12 protein-coding genes are annotated in these 15307 nt (G+C 58.6%); 9 read left to right on the top strand and 3 right to left on the bottom strand.

The genetic code is table 11. The features are described from left to right. Positions 1 to 28 precede the first annotated feature (28 nt). From J2850_RS09620 to J2850_RS09585, 8 genes are all read left to right on the top strand, one after another. Positions 29 to 403, top strand: coding sequence for an EamA family transporter (locus tag J2850_RS09620; protein WP_209981011.1), 375 nt, complete (start codon positions 29 to 31; stop codon positions 401 to 403). A gap of 229 nt (positions 404 to 632) precedes the next feature. Continuing rightward, positions 633 to 1730 (top strand): extracellular solute-binding protein, encoded by a 1098-nt coding sequence (locus tag J2850_RS09615; RefSeq protein WP_209981010.1) that lies wholly within the window; start codon positions 633 to 635, stop codon positions 1728 to 1730. An 86-nt stretch (positions 1731 to 1816) separates the two neighbouring features. Then, positions 1817 to 2980 (top strand): ABC transporter ATP-binding protein, encoded by a 1164-nt coding sequence (locus J2850_RS09610; RefSeq protein ID WP_209981008.1) that lies wholly within the window; start codon positions 1817 to 1819, stop codon positions 2978 to 2980. Further along, positions 2977 to 3909, top strand: coding sequence for an ABC transporter permease subunit (locus tag J2850_RS09605; protein WP_209981007.1), 933 nt, complete (start codon positions 2977 to 2979; stop codon positions 3907 to 3909). The genes J2850_RS09610 and J2850_RS09605 overlap by 4 nt, the downstream gene beginning before the upstream one ends. Next, on the top strand, positions 3906 to 4739 hold the full coding sequence (locus tag J2850_RS09600; protein WP_209981004.1) for an ABC transporter permease subunit: 834 nt from the start codon (positions 3906 to 3908) through the stop codon (positions 4737 to 4739). Before J2850_RS09605 ends, J2850_RS09600 begins: the two co-directional genes overlap by 4 nt. Positions 4740 to 5310: 571 nt before the next feature. Continuing rightward, positions 5311 to 6357, top strand: a complete 1047-nt coding sequence (locus J2850_RS09595) for an agmatine deiminase family protein (RefSeq protein WP_209981002.1) — start codon at positions 5311 to 5313, stop codon at positions 6355 to 6357. 133 nt (positions 6358 to 6490) lie between these two features. Then, the gene (locus J2850_RS09590) at positions 6491 to 7705 is read left to right on the top strand and encodes a tyrosine-type recombinase/integrase (RefSeq protein WP_209981000.1); all 1215 of its coding nucleotides are present in this window, start codon (positions 6491 to 6493) and stop codon (positions 7703 to 7705) included. 223 nt (positions 7706 to 7928) lie between these two features. After that, the gene (locus tag J2850_RS09585) at positions 7929 to 8279 is read left to right on the top strand and encodes a hypothetical protein (RefSeq protein ID WP_209980998.1); all 351 of its coding nucleotides are present in this window, start codon (positions 7929 to 7931) and stop codon (positions 8277 to 8279) included. A 153-nt stretch (positions 8280 to 8432) separates the two neighbouring features. Here J2850_RS09585 and J2850_RS09580 read toward each other — a convergent pair whose 3' ends face one another. The 3 genes from J2850_RS09580 to J2850_RS09570 all read right to left on the bottom strand — a co-directional run bounded on the left by J2850_RS09580 (position 8433) and on the right by J2850_RS09570 (position 13558). Further along, positions 8433 to 10052 (bottom strand): DNA polymerase, encoded by a 1620-nt coding sequence (locus J2850_RS09580; protein ID WP_209980997.1) that lies wholly within the window; start codon positions 10050 to 10052, stop codon positions 8433 to 8435. Continuing rightward, the gene (locus tag J2850_RS09575; RefSeq protein WP_209980995.1) at positions 10030 to 11736 is read right to left on the bottom strand and encodes an RNA-directed DNA polymerase; all 1707 of its coding nucleotides are present in this window, start codon (positions 11734 to 11736) and stop codon (positions 10030 to 10032) included. The genes J2850_RS09580 and J2850_RS09575 overlap by 23 nt, the downstream gene beginning before the upstream one ends. A gap of 415 nt (positions 11737 to 12151) precedes the next feature. Next, a complete protein-coding gene (locus J2850_RS09570) occupies positions 12152 to 13558 on the bottom strand; it encodes a hypothetical protein (protein ID WP_209980993.1) in 1407 nt (468 codons plus the stop codon). A gap of 85 nt (positions 13559 to 13643) precedes the next feature. Here J2850_RS09570 and J2850_RS09565 point away from each other — a divergent pair, with 85 nt between their 5' ends. Beyond that, positions 13644 to 15221: a hypothetical protein gene (locus tag J2850_RS09565; RefSeq protein ID WP_209980991.1), complete on the top strand. Its 1578-nt coding sequence runs from the start codon at positions 13644 to 13646 to the stop codon at positions 15219 to 15221. Positions 15222 to 15307 lie beyond the last annotated feature (86 nt).

Genomic DNA, 15307 nt, shown 5'->3' with positions numbered 1-15307 from the left:
TCCCGTCCTTCCCGAACCCGGAGCCCACATGCCAATCGCCGTCGTCGGATTGATCCTTCTGAGCGTCACCCTGTCCGCGCTGGCACAGATCTCGCTGAAGATCGGCATGTCCAGCCCGGCGGTGTCGACGGCGCTGGCGCAGGGAGATACCGCCAGGATCGCCCTCTCGGTGATGGCCACGCCGCACGTGCTGACCGGGCTCGGCTGCTATGGGCTGGGAATGGTGGTGTGGCTGGCGGTGCTGGCCAAGGTGGACGTCACCATGGCCTATCCCTTCGTCGGCCTCGGCTTCCTTGTCACGCTGGGACTAGGCGTCCTGCTGCTGGGCGAGCAGGTCACCGCGACGCGCTTGATCGGCACGCTCCTGGTCGTGCTGGGCGTCGTGCTGACGGCGCAGAGCTGAGCGGCGCGCCGGATACGGCGCCAAGATGGCCTCTACCCATCCCCGCACCCTGGGCCCCACCCCCGGCGGGTATCGTCCCGGCCGTGGAACGCATCCGGGATCCCGCTTCCGACCCGAGCCAAACCGTTGACAACATACCCATCCACGGGTGCAATAGCGCCCGCGCGCTGGGTATGCCGTTAGGATGTGGCGGCACCCTCGAACGGAAACGAACAGGTCGGGGCAAATCATGAAAAAACTCGCTCTCAGCCTCATCGGCGCGGTCGCGGCGGTCGCCATCGCCGGCCCGGCGATGGCCCAGGCCAAGAAGCCGGTCAACATCTACATCTGGAACGACTATCTGGGTGAGACCACTCTCGACGACTTCACCAAGGCCACCGGCACCGAGACGAAGGTCGACCTGTACGACAGCCTGGAACTGCTGGAGCAGAAGGTGCTGGTCGGCAAGTCCGGCTACGACGTCATCGTCCCGACCGCGGAACCGACCCTGTCGCGCCTGATCCAGGCCAAGGTCGTCGGGCCGCTCGACAAGTCGAAGATCCCGAACCTGAAGAACCTGGACCCCAAGGTCCTGAAGCTGCTGGAGAACTCCGACCCCGGCAACAAGTTCGCCGTGCCCTATCTCGGCGGCACCGTCGGCATCGCCGTCATCCCGGAGAAGATCAAGGCCGTCGCCCCCGACGTGAAGCTCGATAGCTGGGACCTGATCTTTAATCCGGAGGTGGCGAAGAAGGTGTCGGCCTGCGGCATCACCGTCATGGACTCGGCCATCGACGTCATCCCGTCGGTGCTGAACTACCTCGGCCTCGATCCCAACTCCGAGAAGAAGGAGGATCTGGACAAGGTCGAGAAGACGCTGATGGCGGTGCGCCCCTACATCAAGCGGTTCGTCACCGGCGAGAACATAAACATCCTGGCCGGCGGCGACGCCTGCGTCGTCATGGCCTACAACGGCGATGCCATCCAGGGTGCCGCCCGCGCCGCCGAGGCCAAGAGCGCCAAGGTCGAGTACGTCACGCCGAAGGAGGGTGTCCAGGTCTGGTGGGACACGCTGGCGGTGCCGGCCGACGCCCCCAACAAGCAGGGCGCCTACGACTTCATCAACTTCGTGCTGGAGCCGGCCAACATGGCCAAGATCTCCAACACGGTGCGCTATGCCAATGCCGTCCCGGGCTCGCTGGCGACGGTGGCGGATGACATCAAGTCGAACCCCGGCATCTTCGTGCCGGCGGACAGCACCCTGAAGCTGTTCTCGCTGAAGCAGATCAAGCAGTCGACCGACCGCGCCCGCACCCGCGTGTGGACCAAGGTCAAGACCGGCAAGTAAGCCGGGCACCATGAGGCGCCGACCCGCCCCGGCCGGTCCCCAGCGATGGGGATCGGCCGGGGCGTTGTCATGAAAGAGGATACCGGATGGCCGGTCAGCCGATTCGCAAACCCACCCGCCTGGAACCGTGGCAGGACCCGGGCCAGGCGCCCTATGTCCGCATCGAGAAGGTGACGAAGACCTTCGGCGACTTCGTCGCGGTGGACGAGGTCAGCCTGTCGATCTACCGCAACGAATTCTTTGCGCTTCTCGGCGGCTCGGGGTCGGGCAAGACGACGCTGCTGCGTATGCTGGCGGGGTTCGAGCAGCCGACCGAGGGCAAGATCTTCATCGACGGCGTCGACATGGCCGGCATCCCGCCCTACGAGCGGCCGGTCAACATGATGTTCCAGTCCTACGCGCTGTTCCCGCACATGACGGTGGAGCAGAACGTCGCCTTCGGCCTGCGCCAGGACGGCGTCGCGAAGGCCGAAATCCGCGACCGGGTGGAGGAGATGCTGGGGCTGGTGCAGCTCGCGGCCTTCGGCAAGCGCCGTCCGCACCAGCTTTCCGGCGGCCAGCGCCAGCGCGTGGCGCTCGCCCGCTCGCTGGTCAAGCGCCCGAAGCTCCTGCTGCTGGACGAGCCGCTGGGGGCGCTCGATAAGAAGCTGCGCGAGCGCACGCAGTTCGAGCTGGTCAACATCCAGGAAAAGCTCGGCATCACCTTCATCGTCGTCACCCACGACCAGGAAGAGGCGATGACCATGTCCTCGCGCATCGCCGTGATGAACCACGGCGTCATCGCGCAGGTCGGCACGCCCACCGAGATCTACGAGTATCCGCACACCCGCTTCGTCGCCGAGTTCATCGGCTCCATCAACATGTTCGACGGCCGGGTGGTCGAAGCCAACGGCGACCAGGTGCTGGTCGCCTCCGAGGAGGCCGGCTGCGAGCTGCTGATCGCGCACGCCACCCCGGCGCCGGCCGGCTCCCCGGTGTCGGTCGCCATCCGGCCGGAGAAGATCCTGCTGTCCAAGGAGCCGCCCGCCGGCGAGACGGGCGTCGGCGAGGGGCGCAACCGGACCACCGGCATCGTGCGCGAGATCGCCTATCTCGGCGACGTCTCGATCTATCTGGTGCAGCTTCCGACCGGCAAGACGGTGCGGGTGACCGCCCCCAACGTCACCCGCCGCACGGAGATGCCGATCACCTGGGAGGACGAGGTGACCTTGAGCTGGCGGCCCTTCGCCGGCGTGGTGCTGACGCAATGACGGCGCTGGTCTCCCTCCTCAGCCGGGTGGGGCTGTGGGGACGCGGCGTCGTCGTCGCCATCCCCTACCTGTGGCTGCTGCTGTTCTTCTTGGTGCCCTTCCTGATCGTCTTCGGCATCAGCTTCGCCGAATCGATCATCGCCCAGCCGCCCTATTCGTCGCTGGTGGAATGGCAGGTGGATCCCGACGCCGACACGTCGAAGCTGCAGATCCTGCTGAACATCACCAACTATTTCCGGCTTGCCGGCGACGACCTCTACATCCTGGCCTACCTCAACTCGGTCAAGATCGCGCTGGTGACGACGCTGCTCTGCCTGCTGGTCGGCTATCCGATGGCCTACGCCATCGCCAAGGCCGACCCGGCGCGCCGCGGGCCGCTGATGATGCTGGTGATCCTTCCCTTCTGGACCAGCTTCCTGATCCGCATCTATGCGTGGATCGGCATCCTCAAGGGCAACGGCGTCATCAGCAACCTGCTGGAATGGGCGGGGATCACCAGCGGGCCGGTGGAGATCCTCTATTCGGACTGGGCGGTCTACATCGGCATGACCTACTGCTACCTGCCCTTCATGGTGCTGCCGCTCTACTCCACGCTGGAGAAGATGGACCCGACCCTGCTGGAGGCGGCGGCCGACCTTGGATCCCGCCCCTTCAAGTCCTTCCTGTCGATCACGCTGCCGCTGTCGCTGCCTGGCATCGTCGCGGGTTCGCTGCTGGTCTTCATCCCGGCGGTGGGCGAGTTCGTGACGCCGGAACTGCTGGGCGGGCCCGACACGCTGATGATCGGCCGCGTGCTGTGGAACGAGTTCTTCTCCAACCGCGACTGGCCGGTCGCCTCGGCGGTCGCCATCGCGCTGCTTCTGGTGCTGGTGGTGCCGATCATGATCTTCCAGCATATCCAGGGCAAGCAGGCGGAGGCCGGCAAATGAAACGCATCGGCTTCCTGTCCTGGGCACTGTGGTTCGGCTATGCCTTCCTCTACGTGCCGATCGTCCTGCTGATCGTCTACAGCTTCAACGATTCCCGGCTCGTCACCGTGTGGGCCGGCTTCTCGACCAAATGGTATGCCGAGCTGCTCCACAACGACACGCTCCTCGACGCGGCGCTGCTGTCCTTCCGGGTGGCGGCGGTGTCGGCGACGCTGGCGGTGATGCTGGGCACCTGCGCCGGCCTGGCGCTGTCGCGCTTCGGCCGTTTCCGCGGGCGCACCCTGTTCGGCGGCATGATCACGGCGCCGCTGGTCATGCCGGAGGTCATCACCGGCCTGTCGCTGCTGCTGCTGTTCGTGGCGATGGAACAGTGGGTGGGCTGGCCCGATGGCCGCGGCGTCACCACCATCACGCTCGCCCACACCACCTTCACCATGTCCTACGTGGCGGTGGTGGTGCAATCGCGGCTGGCCGGCATGGACGGCAGCCTGGAGGAGGCGGCGATGGATCTGGGCGCGCGCCCGGCGAAGGTCTTCTTCGTCATCACCCTGCCGCTGATCGCCCCGGCGCTGGTCGCCGGCTGGCTCCTGGCCTTCACCCTGTCGCTGGACGACGTGGTGGTGGCGAGCTTCGTCTCCGGACCGGGATCGACGACCCTGCCGATGGTGATCTTCTCCAGCGTCAAGTTCGGCATCAGCCCGCAGATCAACGCGTTGGCGACGCTGATGGTGCTGGTGGTGGCGACCGGCATCTTCGTCGCCAGCATCGTCATGGCCCGGCAGGAACGCCAGCGCAAGCGCGACGAACAGATGGCCATCCAGAACGGCTGAGGCCGGACGGGACGCCGGACAAGCTGCGGACCACACTCCACCATGTCCGGCGGTGCCGGTCCGCAGCGCAGCCGCAGCCTATCCATCCGCGCCGGGCAGACCGGTGCCCGCGGCGATGGCAATTGCCTGTTCCTTTTGCTATGTTGAGGCCATCGTCAACAGCGAAAGAGGCCGTGCCATGCGTGCGCTCCTGTGGTTCCCCTTGTTGAGACTTGGTTTTTTCAATCCGGTTTCCAGCGCCTATTCGACCCCGCGCGCCGTTACGGCCCGCCGCGCCCTGCGCCCGCCTTCCGGCTGCTGAGCAGCCCGCCGGCCCTCCCATTCCCGCCGGCCCCCACTTCCCAGGCATCTTCGAAGGTGCAATTTCAAAGGCGCAATCGATCTGCGTCTTTTGGAATGGTTCCTCTCCCATAAGGCCTAGGCGCCGTTCCCGCGGTTGCGATTGCCAAAATCGCTTTCCCGTGTTTAGGGTGGATCGGGACCAAAAAAACGTCACCGCCCCGGTCGATCGGCCGATGAGCCCGCTCCCGACCGCGCGAGGCAGGTGACGAAAGGGTAGAGGGATCGACGCATGACGACACCGAACGCCCGGTCGCTGGCCGGAACGCCGACCAGCCTTGGCTTCCACATGCCCGGTGAGTGGGCTCGCCACAGCGGTTGCTGGATGGCTTGGCCATGCCGGCCCGAAACCTGGCCGGAAGGGTCGTTCGACACCGCCTGCGATGCCTACGCCGAGGTCGCGCGCGCCATTTCACGGTTCGAACCGGTGACGATGGTGTGCGACCCGGCGGACGTCGCCGATGCTTCGCTGGCCTGCGGCGCCGGCATCCAGATCCTGCCGCTGCCGATCAGCGATTCCTGGATCCGGGACACCGGCCCCAGTTTCGTGACCGATGGGAAGGGTGCCCTGGCCGGGGTCCACTGGGACTTCAATGCCTGGGGCGGCAATTACGACGGCTGCGAGCGGGACCGCGAGGTCGGCCGCCTGATCCTCGACCATCTGAAGCTTCCCCGCTTCGCCGCCCCGCTGGTGATGGAGGGGGGATCGTTCCATGTCGACGGGGAAGGGACCCTGATCACCACGGAACAGTGCCTGCTGAACCGGAACCGCAACCCCGGCTTGAGCCGGGACGAGATCGAAGGCCACCTGAAGGACCATCTCGGCGTCAGCACGGTGATCTGGCTGGGCGAGGGCTATCAGGACGATGAAACCGACGGCCACATCGACGAGATCGCGCTGTTCGTGCGTCCCGGCGTGGTCATGGCGATCACCACCGACGACCCCGGCGACGCCAACTTCAAGGCTTTCCAGGACAATCTCGACCGCCTGCGGCGGGCCCGCGACGCCAGGGGCCGCCAGTTGGAGGTGATCCCGATCCAGCAGCCGGCGCGCCGTGACGAGAACGGCGTGCGGCTGACGCTGTCCTACACCAACCTCTACATCGCCAACGGCGGCATCGTCATGCCGGCCTTCGAGGATCCGGCCGACGACGAGGCGTTCCGCGTGGTCCGCAAGGCCTTCCCCGACCGCGAAGTGGTGCAGATCGCTGCCATGGACATCGTGCGCGGCGGCGGCGGCATCCACTGCATTACCCAGCAACAGCCAGCAGCGAAGTAAACTGTTGATTTAAAAGGGAAATTTAGAAAGCAAGGTCGAGATTTCCTGTCGCGAACTTGTTGCGAGGTGTTGATTTTCCTCAAAAGTTCCGTAAATTGTTGCGAAGTGGTTGCGAACTTTTGGGGAAAACGCCTTGGAAGTCGAAGACAATAGCCTTAAAGAAATTAAGGAAATTGAAGACGGCTTATTGATCTGGCGGGATAGCAAGAGCCCATATTGGCAGATGCGTGCCTATGTCACGGGCACCCGCCGCTATATCCGCCAGAGCCTAAAGACGACCGATCTCCATGCCGCTGTCGTTGAAGCACGCAAGCGGTGGATGCGCCTTCAAGTTCGCATCGAAGACAATCTGCCGGTCTTCGAGATGCGCATTGAGAAGGCGTGTGATCTGTGGCTTTCGGAGAAAGAAGATCTCGTCAAGAAAGGCGCCTACAAAGCCAGCGTGCTCCGGGTCTCTAAGGGAGCAATCAAGCGTTACCTGAAATACTACTTCAAAGGGCGCTCGCTGAGCAGCATTGACCATTCGGAAGCCGAGCGCTATTGGACATGGCGGCTCAACAATGCAAAGCGAAGCGCTCAGCCTAGCAAGGTTACGATTGGCGCCGAACTCAACACGATCAACCAGATTGTCGAGTGGGCGGAGATCAAAGGGCATCTCAAGCGCGGTGTCGTTTCGCGTTTGAAGAAGCCTAAAGCCCTTGCCAAGACCAAGGTGAACCGGAGGGCAGCCTTCTCGCGGGAGGAAATGAAGACGCTCTTTACGGTGCTAAAGCTCTGGCAACAGGAAGCGCGCAACGACCGAGATCGTATGGTTCGTACGGTCCTCTACTACGCTGTGAAACTCGTATACTACAGTGGTATGAGAACGAATGACATGCCGCTGCTGCGGTGGCAGGATGTCAAAGCGACCTGGAGCGACAAGGACAGCCAGTGGTATGTGCAGTTCTTCTTGCGCGGTAAGGTGGAGTCACGATGGGTGGTTGCGCAGCATGATGCCGGGCCGCTGCTGATCGAATGGCGCAATATCTGCCCGCACACGGAGCCGGACGACCTTGTGTTCGCCTACAAGAAGGGGGAAATGCCCTTACTTGAACAAAGCTTTCGTAACTGCCTCAAGAAATTCGAACTCTGGCTCGACGGCGATGGAGCGCCACGATCTCTTTACAGCCTGCGCCATACCGCAGCGACTGAAGCACTCGACCGGGGAGTGCCGATTGAGGACCTCGCGCGAAATATGCGCACCAGTGTCCAAGTCATCATGGACCACTACGGCCACATCGCCAATCTCGATAAGGCATCGGTGTTGACCTATCGGCAACGTGACGATGCACCCGAACGGCCCGTGTGAGGGGGGCGAAACTCAATAAGCGCGTTCGATAGGGTCTGCCTATCTTGCGAACCTACAAAATGATCGCCGCATTCACCGGCTGCCGACCGAGGCAATTCACTGGGCTAAACTGGGGGGATGTGCTGGGTTACAGGGAGCGGCCCAACAAGCCGCTACGTGACCGCGATATTCGCCTTCGCGTACGCGGGAAGGGCAAGGCCTTGCCCTTCCCCAGGAAGCCGCCTTGCCCTGGTTCGACACATTGTGGATGCTCATGGTTCGAGCCATGAAGCGCGATCCGCTCGACACCGAGCCGGTCTGCGCCAATACAGCCGGGAATTGGCTCGACAGCGTGAAGAAGAGCTTCGCCGAGCTATCGAAGGCGTGCTATGGCCCGATAATCATGGTGTGCGTCGGACATCCTATTCGTTCCGCCACTTCTACATCAGCCAGCAGTTCATTGCCGGAGTGGACATCATCATGCAGGCCCGCAACACTCGGCAGGAGTAGCGACAAGATCCACCGCTTCTACGCCGATGTGAAACTGGTGTTGATGAAGGAGCATCTGTGGCCCGAGTGGAGGTTGCCTGCTTAGGTATGATGAGCACGGAACAGTTCAGGTAAAGTACGATTGAGCAGAGCCCCCGCTATTTGGAAAGAGTGGAAAAGCTCAGCCTCAGCGGGACAAAGTTCCCCATTCAGATCGACAAAGCTACGCCACGTGCCAAGGCTCCGAAGCGCACGCGGATCACTCCCCAACGCTCTGTAGGCTCCTCGCGCGGGTAGAAGACATGCTGACGGGATTGTGCGGCGCAAACTGCCCAATTGATGCCTTTCCTTTGACACGCCCATACAGCTGTTCAGTCATCACCCTTTCGAATGCGCTCACTACCTTTTCAGGGGTATCCGATAAGCGGTGCTCGAATAGAAGTGCGTCGTGCATGGGCAACACAATGGCGACGTCAGCAATACCGCTGACTTCCAGAAGCGCCTTCTTGAAGATCAATGAAGCAGTACCTTGAACCACTTGGCTGACTGCAGAGCGCTGCTCCTTCGCAGATAGAGGCCCTTTGCCATTCCTCCTGTAATGATTGCCTTGAACTGTCGCGATGCGTCCCTCACGCAGGAATTCCGTCCAAATGGTCCTTTTCCATTCCTCATATCTGGAGAAGAGTCTGAAGGCACCCTTTGCTTGTTCACGGTCGGCACCGAGTGATACTGCTGCGTCAATCAACGACTTCCGGCTCATCCCATAAGCGTATGAGAGAAACAACTGTTTGGCGACTTTCCGGCTTCCCATAAGCCCGAGATGGTTCGTTGCAAACAATTCGTACATATCGCCGTCACTGTAGAGGGCTGCCAGCTGCGGATCTTCAGAAAGGGCAGCCATAATGCCGACCTCGAATTGGTCGAAATCGACATAGCAGAGCTTAGCACCCTTAGGTGCCGCTATGATCGTACGGTACTTTTTGGGAAGGTTTTGAAGTGAGGGGCTGCGCACATGCACACGTGATGTCCGCGATCCAAAGACATCGATGATAGGTCTGGTAAGACCGCACGATAAGGTAAGTGACGCCAGAACCCGCTTAGCCGCATCGAACTCTTGAAGTACAAGCGTATCATTGCCGAAATCATGTTCATGCGGCAAGAATTCGAGTACGTATTCTGTTGACACTCCGTTAAGATCGAAGCCGGCCGCGCATAACTTTTCTTCGATTGCCCTGGGAGTAGGTGTCTCCAATGGCATGTCGTGTTTGGACGAGTAGCTTTTTAAGGAAAAGTAGTAGTCATAGTCTGCCTCTCTTCGCTTCTCCGATAGGTCAGAGGAGTTGATCGTGACCCCCATGGACATTGATTTTTGAAGGAGCCGATAAACAGGTACTTCCACAGCCCAAAACCGTTCGAGTTCCCCGTTCTCCGAAGCCTCTGCATGCAGAGCCAAATACATTTTGGCCATGCTCTTTGCGGCTTCGCACGCAATCTCAACATTGAACTCAACAGCCTTATTGAACATTCTTTTATAGGTTGAGCAAACTTCCGACGTTGCGCCGTATCTTTCTAGATGGCTTGTAATATCCAGCTTTTCGCGAGAGTGCCGATCCTCGGGGTTTCCGCTAACCGCTATTCGAAATTCGTCAAGATCAACGATGGTTTTTGGCAGATCCTGCGCTATGTCGAAGAGGACGTCTCGGATGATCCAGAAATCGTGGCATACAACCACGCCTGCGTAATCGACAACTTGCTCTGCACTCGTCTGGTTCAGCTGGTCATCCTCCAGCCAATAGAAGCAATCGGCGCCTCGCTCCGTGAAATCTTTTACGAATAGCAGTAGCTTCCATGGATGATTAATCATATTCACTGACTTCATCTACGAGGTTCATCAAATTCGGTCGCTCGCGCAGAGCAAACGGCAAGCCGTCTTCATTGTGGTGGCGTGCTGCACGCGCACCCGTGCCCTTTAATCCCGTCGGCACTAAGCCATAAAGAGGCTGCAGACTACCGACGGGTAATACGGACGCGGAGATCAGTAGGTAGCGTGCATTCTGATAAGGAAGTGACGCTGTAAAGCATTGAACCGATCGCTCGATTAGGGCTTTCTCTTCCACGCACCGGAGCCAGATAAGGATAGCAGCCGCTTCTCCCGATCTCATGTCCTCTTGGAGTTTGCGATCAGCCAATGCAACGAGAGCATCAGATCGATACTTCCTTACGGCGAGGAGCAGCCAGATATTGTAGTTTTGCCAGTCATGGATTGCTCCCTCTTCTCGCAAGAGGAATGTTTCCAATGCTGGCAGGCAGCGTCCATCCCTGTCCAGAATTGCGATCAGCCGACAATATTGGTCGGTCGATACGGCTTGATCCGAAAGCGTTCCCGATAGTGTGTCCACCAACGTTGTAGACAAGGCATCGCCTACGTCGAAGAGACCCGATTCGACAATTTGCGCGACACGGTTCACTGCAAAGCGGAATTGGCGCGATTGGGTTTCGCCCAAGGCGATGCAATCCGTTAGGATATTAAAGATGTAGGTGACTGATCGGGTCACGATCCGGCGGCTGCGCGACTGCCACATCTGACTAATTGCATTGGTCGCGCTGTCTTGAGATGGAAAATATTCGGCGAGCTTAGTTTGGGGCGTATCGGCTGCCAGTATCTCAGTTTTGCTAGCATTGATGTTTAAGCTTACCGTCCGCAGTTGACGGATAAGATCTTGGAGCGCACGCCGAGCATGTAACTCGGAATCAGCAATTATTCGAATGTCATCGACATAACGGTAATAGTCATACCCTTTCTTGGTCATCTCTCGGTCCACGGAGGACAGCAAGATGTTGGATAGAAAGGAGGACGCATCCCGATTTTGTGGCAAGCCATGACTGCCGCTGAAGGTCCACTGCTCAAGTAGCTTATCCAGTGTCCTGATCGCATTGCGGATCTGTAGCTTTTCTGGCCCTGTCGCATGGATGCTTGGAAGAGCGAACTCCAGTTCAGCAACGAGCTGGGCGCGTGATACGTTTTCAAAGAAGTTGCTTATATCAGTAATCAGTAGGTGTTTCTTCGATCTAACAAACGTTAGCGTCACCCCTTCAAACGTGAACCATCGGCTAATTTTATTTTTAAAGAGATATTTCGGATTTTGGGGATTTGGATCGTAGCGATTGCTAAGAACTCGATGGCTCAACAGCTTATCAAAATACGGAATCAGAAACGTGCAAATTGCTTGATAGACAAAGCGGTCAAAGAAGTCAGTTTCAAGGCCGTAGCGTTCGCCATATCCCTTCTTTGGAATGTTCCGGACAACACTCTTTGTTCCACAATAGGTTCCATTCCACTCCTGAAGGAGGGATATAATAATCCTCTTCGCCTCATCTGGGGCGCTGAAAAGATCGTCGTATTGCAGGCAGTCGAAATACCAATCGTCTCGCATGTCCTGCCGCAAGTGAAGCAAAACCTTGTCAAACTGTATCGGGAAACCTAAAGCCTGCCCTGTTTCCCAGAAGGACGCGCTGAGCCAAGCGGCCTCTTCGATTTTTGATTTTTCGTTCGCTTCTACCATCACCGGTGGAGCCTTATACGTCATAACGTAGCACAAGGGTATGCAACGAGGCTGCATTCTATCTCCCTCGCAGCTATTCCGCCACACCAGTCGAGCGCCAGGTGTAAGAAAGGTCGCACCAGAGTGGAGTTTCTAAAATGCCATACCACGACAATAGGTGCCCCGACTTTTCCTGCGAAGCACTGGCACGTACAGCGAAATGATCTATCCCTACTACGCCGACGTGAATTTGGAACTCATGAACTCCGACATGCGGCCCGAATGGAAGCTCACGGCATGGGACTGGTGACGTCGAAATACCTCTCGCTGAGGGGCTCCTGGCGCGCGTAGGAAGCGCGCCAGCTGCGTTACAAAGTAAGCTGCTACGCTGGTAGCCGATTGAGCTACGTCGCAATCCAGCTAAATTTTTTAGCAGTCATCCAAAATTCAGGAAGTGCTCGCACTGCTCGATCAGCGTTTCCGGTGTCTCGGACTTAAATACCTGCTTGATGACCTCTGCTGTTGCAATCAGTCTGGCAGGAACCTGCTCGGTTCGTAGTTCATCGAAAGCTCGTTGAGCGCGACGATGCGCATCAATGAGGACATGGATGTTGTGGTTTGCAGCCAGCATGTCGGTGTCGGTGTCACGGTCACCATTGTTGAAAAAGGAGTGCTTCTGCCCATCCAGAAGCAACAGATGTGCGACCGTGCTTTCTGCTGGAAAATAGTGCTTTCCGAGATGGCGAGGCATTTCGTTGGGGTGTCTGACGACAAAACTCGTCACGTCCGGAGTGCATTCTGCAATGGCTTCCTCGGCACCTGTAGTGCCTCTCTTGAATTTTGCCGACAGCAATGCGTCCATCATCGTGCCCGTCTTGTTTTGGGCATCGGCGAGTTCACTGAACCTGATGGTCTGAAGGCTCCAGCCGGAAGGATGTAGGGAAAATCCAGAATAGAGCATCTGGTTTCCATACATGCGAAATGGGCTACTGGCATCGTAAGAGATTTGGATAGAAGAGCCGATCTGGTTCTCGAAAGCCCGTTGTAGGGCGGTATAGACGCATCCGAGTTCAAGGTTGCCGACACCAAGGAAGTGCAGCCACTCCTTCCCCTTCAGGTCGCCGCCATCACGCATGCGTATCAGCACCCGCAACAGCAAGGCGATGTCATTGGTCAAATAGCCCGCGAATGCCCAGCCTTTGAATTTGCTTTTCCGCGCATGCCGCAGCCATTCCTCGGCCTCGTCAAGATTTCGCCCTTGGAGAACGTTGAGGAGTTTTGTGCCAGGATTGGCAATGCGACGAAAGAGCCGGTTGTTTCGAAGGGTCTGGACGAGGCAGGCGTTGTAATCAATGCCGAGGCCGTTCAGCCGAGCGATGTTGGGCAGATTAACGCCTTCGGATATCAATCGCTTCGAGTGCTTGGCGATAATACCGCCGCTGATCCCGCCAGTTGGGAAATCAAGGGCCATGCAGTAGTCGGCGTGCCCTTCCATCCACTTGAGCAACCGTGCTGCCGTCTCGGGGCCTTCCCATTCAATCGTATCGGTTGCCACCTGGAAGCCACCACTGTCCCCAATGATACGAGTCGCGTGGCGATCGCGCCGCAAGACAATGTTGTCCTTGCGGGCTGCGTTTTCCGTCTTTGCGGCCTGCCCTGCGCTGTAGAGAGCATAGGGGTAGTAGAACAGCCGACTGTCTGGGCTCAGGAAGTTCAGATCACCCGGCTCTAGCGTCTCCAGCCGCTTGAATGATCCAGTGGCCGCGAACTCCGCATAGTTGGGATTCAGAGCGGGGAGATAGACTGCGCAGCCATCGAAAACAGAGGAATAATCCTTTAACATCACTGGCTCATTGGGGCATGGTGAAGCTCAAGCTGATCTTACGACAGCGTGGATTTTTTCGTTACGAAAGTTTTTCGGCGAGGGAATGATGGCACGGAAGGCGAAGCGGACGGCTAAGGGCGACAATTACGACGCCCAGCTTGCAAGTTGGATCAAGGAGTTTGAGCCGGTCCAGAAGGCCGCCGCCGACAGCGAGAAGGCGGATGAAGGAGCGCGAAAGGCACTCTACGCGGCTTTGGAAGGGTTGTTTGATTTTGGCCGTCGCCTGCTGGAAAGTGGCGATTTCACCATTGCCCAAGCCTTTGTCAACAAGATGGGCGGCAAATGGGGCGCGGTCGCGCAAAAAAACCCCTTCACGGCTTTGGTCAAAATCGCCTTCAAGCACGCCTCCGATGCTCCGCAATCAAAATACGCGAAGGTTCTTCAGGTCGCCTATGTCCTGAAGATCAAGGATCCACTGTCGAAGTGGCTGGTTGCGGGTGGAAAGACGCTGGAGATCTGGTACGAAGAGGCGGACCAACATCTTTCTCCAGAAAGCGCAGCCAGCAAGGACGCCAAGACCGAAGCGTTGATCGCTGACGGCATTGCGGCGCTGAAGAAAGAAAAGCCCCTGAGTGGCGTGGTTCAACTCAGCGCCCCTCTCTCCTCCTCATCTGAGTTCGCGACTGTCTTGGTGCGCGTTGTCGGCCCGGATCAGATTGAAATCGTGAAAATGCTGAGCACCGAAGAGGCTGATGTTGCTCCAATCTTGAAGAAACATGGGAGCAAAAAGCGGTCGGCGCGATCGGTGCTGGAGCAGCATAGCCTGTTCCGCTTTTTCAGGGCTGTAGAGTTCATCTCTTCTGTCTCCACGCCCCCCGGCGCGAAGGAGCGTCGCTTGATCGTGGTGGAGACCTCCGAAGACGCGGGAACGATCACCAGTCACCTGTACTCCGCCGCCAGCATGTATGATTTCATGTACGCGGAAGCGCGGATCATAGGGCATGACCTTGGGTTGCCGGTCGGCTCGTCGCTGTATTTCGATGTCGAGAAGAGTGATACTGCTGAACAGTTCGTCTCAGGCTTCTTGAAAGACGGCAACTGGTCTGTGGAGGCGCATGGCAACGGTTCATGCACTCTGGTCCCAGAAAATACCAAACTGAACCGCATCACGCTCCTGCCATTCACCGAAAAAGAGCGTGAGGGTCTTTTTGTTGGTACGAGCAAGTTCACATCAGCCGCAAAGACCGCTTTTGATTATGGCGCCGCCCAACATGCTCTGGATTGGCTGGACGCAATGAAGGAGTTTGTTTCCAGCAACAATCAGACGCGCGTCGCCAAGACCGATACGGACAGCGTGCTCAAGCTCAAGGACGGGCCGGGTGTGATTGCCGCAGCGGCGACACGCGCAACGAGCGCCACGCCTGTTGACTTGTTCCCGGTTCCGGCCAGCTACAAGCTGCCTAAGGACCGTCATCTGCGTGTCCGCGATATTCAGAGGCTTGCTGATATGGCCGTGGCTTACGGTTTGAGCATGAACGGTGATGTCGTGGATGCGGAGGTGAAATCCGCTTTCGCTGTGCTTGAGCAAAGTCTGGATAAGGACGAACTGCGCTGCTTCGTGCCGTTTGCAACAAACCAGCAAGGCACTTATGCACGCTGCTGCCAATCGATTGATGAGTAGTGCGCATCGCCTCTTCTTGGAGCCAGCAGGTCACGATTGGCCATCGTATGACCATACAAGCTTCATGAAGAGGCGACGTGAACGCT

Source organism: Azospirillum picis (assembly GCF_017876115.1).
Lineage (GTDB): Bacteria > Pseudomonadota > Alphaproteobacteria > Azospirillales > Azospirillaceae > Azospirillum > Azospirillum picis.
The sequence above is the reverse complement of the archived record's forward strand: the minus strand, read 5'-3'. Positions and strand labels throughout refer to the sequence as shown.

What these genes read in the sequence shown, in the direction of transcription:
- J2850_RS09580 (WP_209980997.1), bottom strand. Translation starts at nt 10,052, where the DNA reads ATGAAGTCAGTGAATATGATTAATCATCCATGGAAGCTACTGCTATTC.
- J2850_RS09620 (WP_209981011.1), top strand. Translation starts at nt 29, where the DNA reads ATGCCAATCGCCGTCGTCGGATTGATCCTTCTGAGCGTCACCCTGTCC.
- J2850_RS09575 (WP_209980995.1), bottom strand. Translation starts at nt 11,736, where the DNA reads ATGGTAGAAGCGAACGAAAAATCAAAAATCGAAGAGGCCGCTTGGCTC.
- J2850_RS09570 (WP_209980993.1), bottom strand. Translation starts at nt 13,558, where the DNA reads ATGTTAAAGGATTATTCCTCTGTTTTCGATGGCTGCGCAGTCTATCTC.
- J2850_RS09565 (WP_209980991.1), top strand. Translation starts at nt 13,644, where the DNA reads ATGATGGCACGGAAGGCGAAGCGGACGGCTAAGGGCGACAATTACGAC.
- J2850_RS09605 (WP_209981007.1), top strand. Translation starts at nt 2,977, where the DNA reads ATGACGGCGCTGGTCTCCCTCCTCAGCCGGGTGGGGCTGTGGGGACGC.
- J2850_RS09595 (WP_209981002.1), top strand. Translation starts at nt 5,311, where the DNA reads ATGACGACACCGAACGCCCGGTCGCTGGCCGGAACGCCGACCAGCCTT.
- J2850_RS09615 (WP_209981010.1), top strand. Translation starts at nt 633, where the DNA reads ATGAAAAAACTCGCTCTCAGCCTCATCGGCGCGGTCGCGGCGGTCGCC.
- J2850_RS09610 (WP_209981008.1), top strand. Translation starts at nt 1,817, where the DNA reads ATGGCCGGTCAGCCGATTCGCAAACCCACCCGCCTGGAACCGTGGCAG.
- J2850_RS09600 (WP_209981004.1), top strand. Translation starts at nt 3,906, where the DNA reads ATGAAACGCATCGGCTTCCTGTCCTGGGCACTGTGGTTCGGCTATGCC.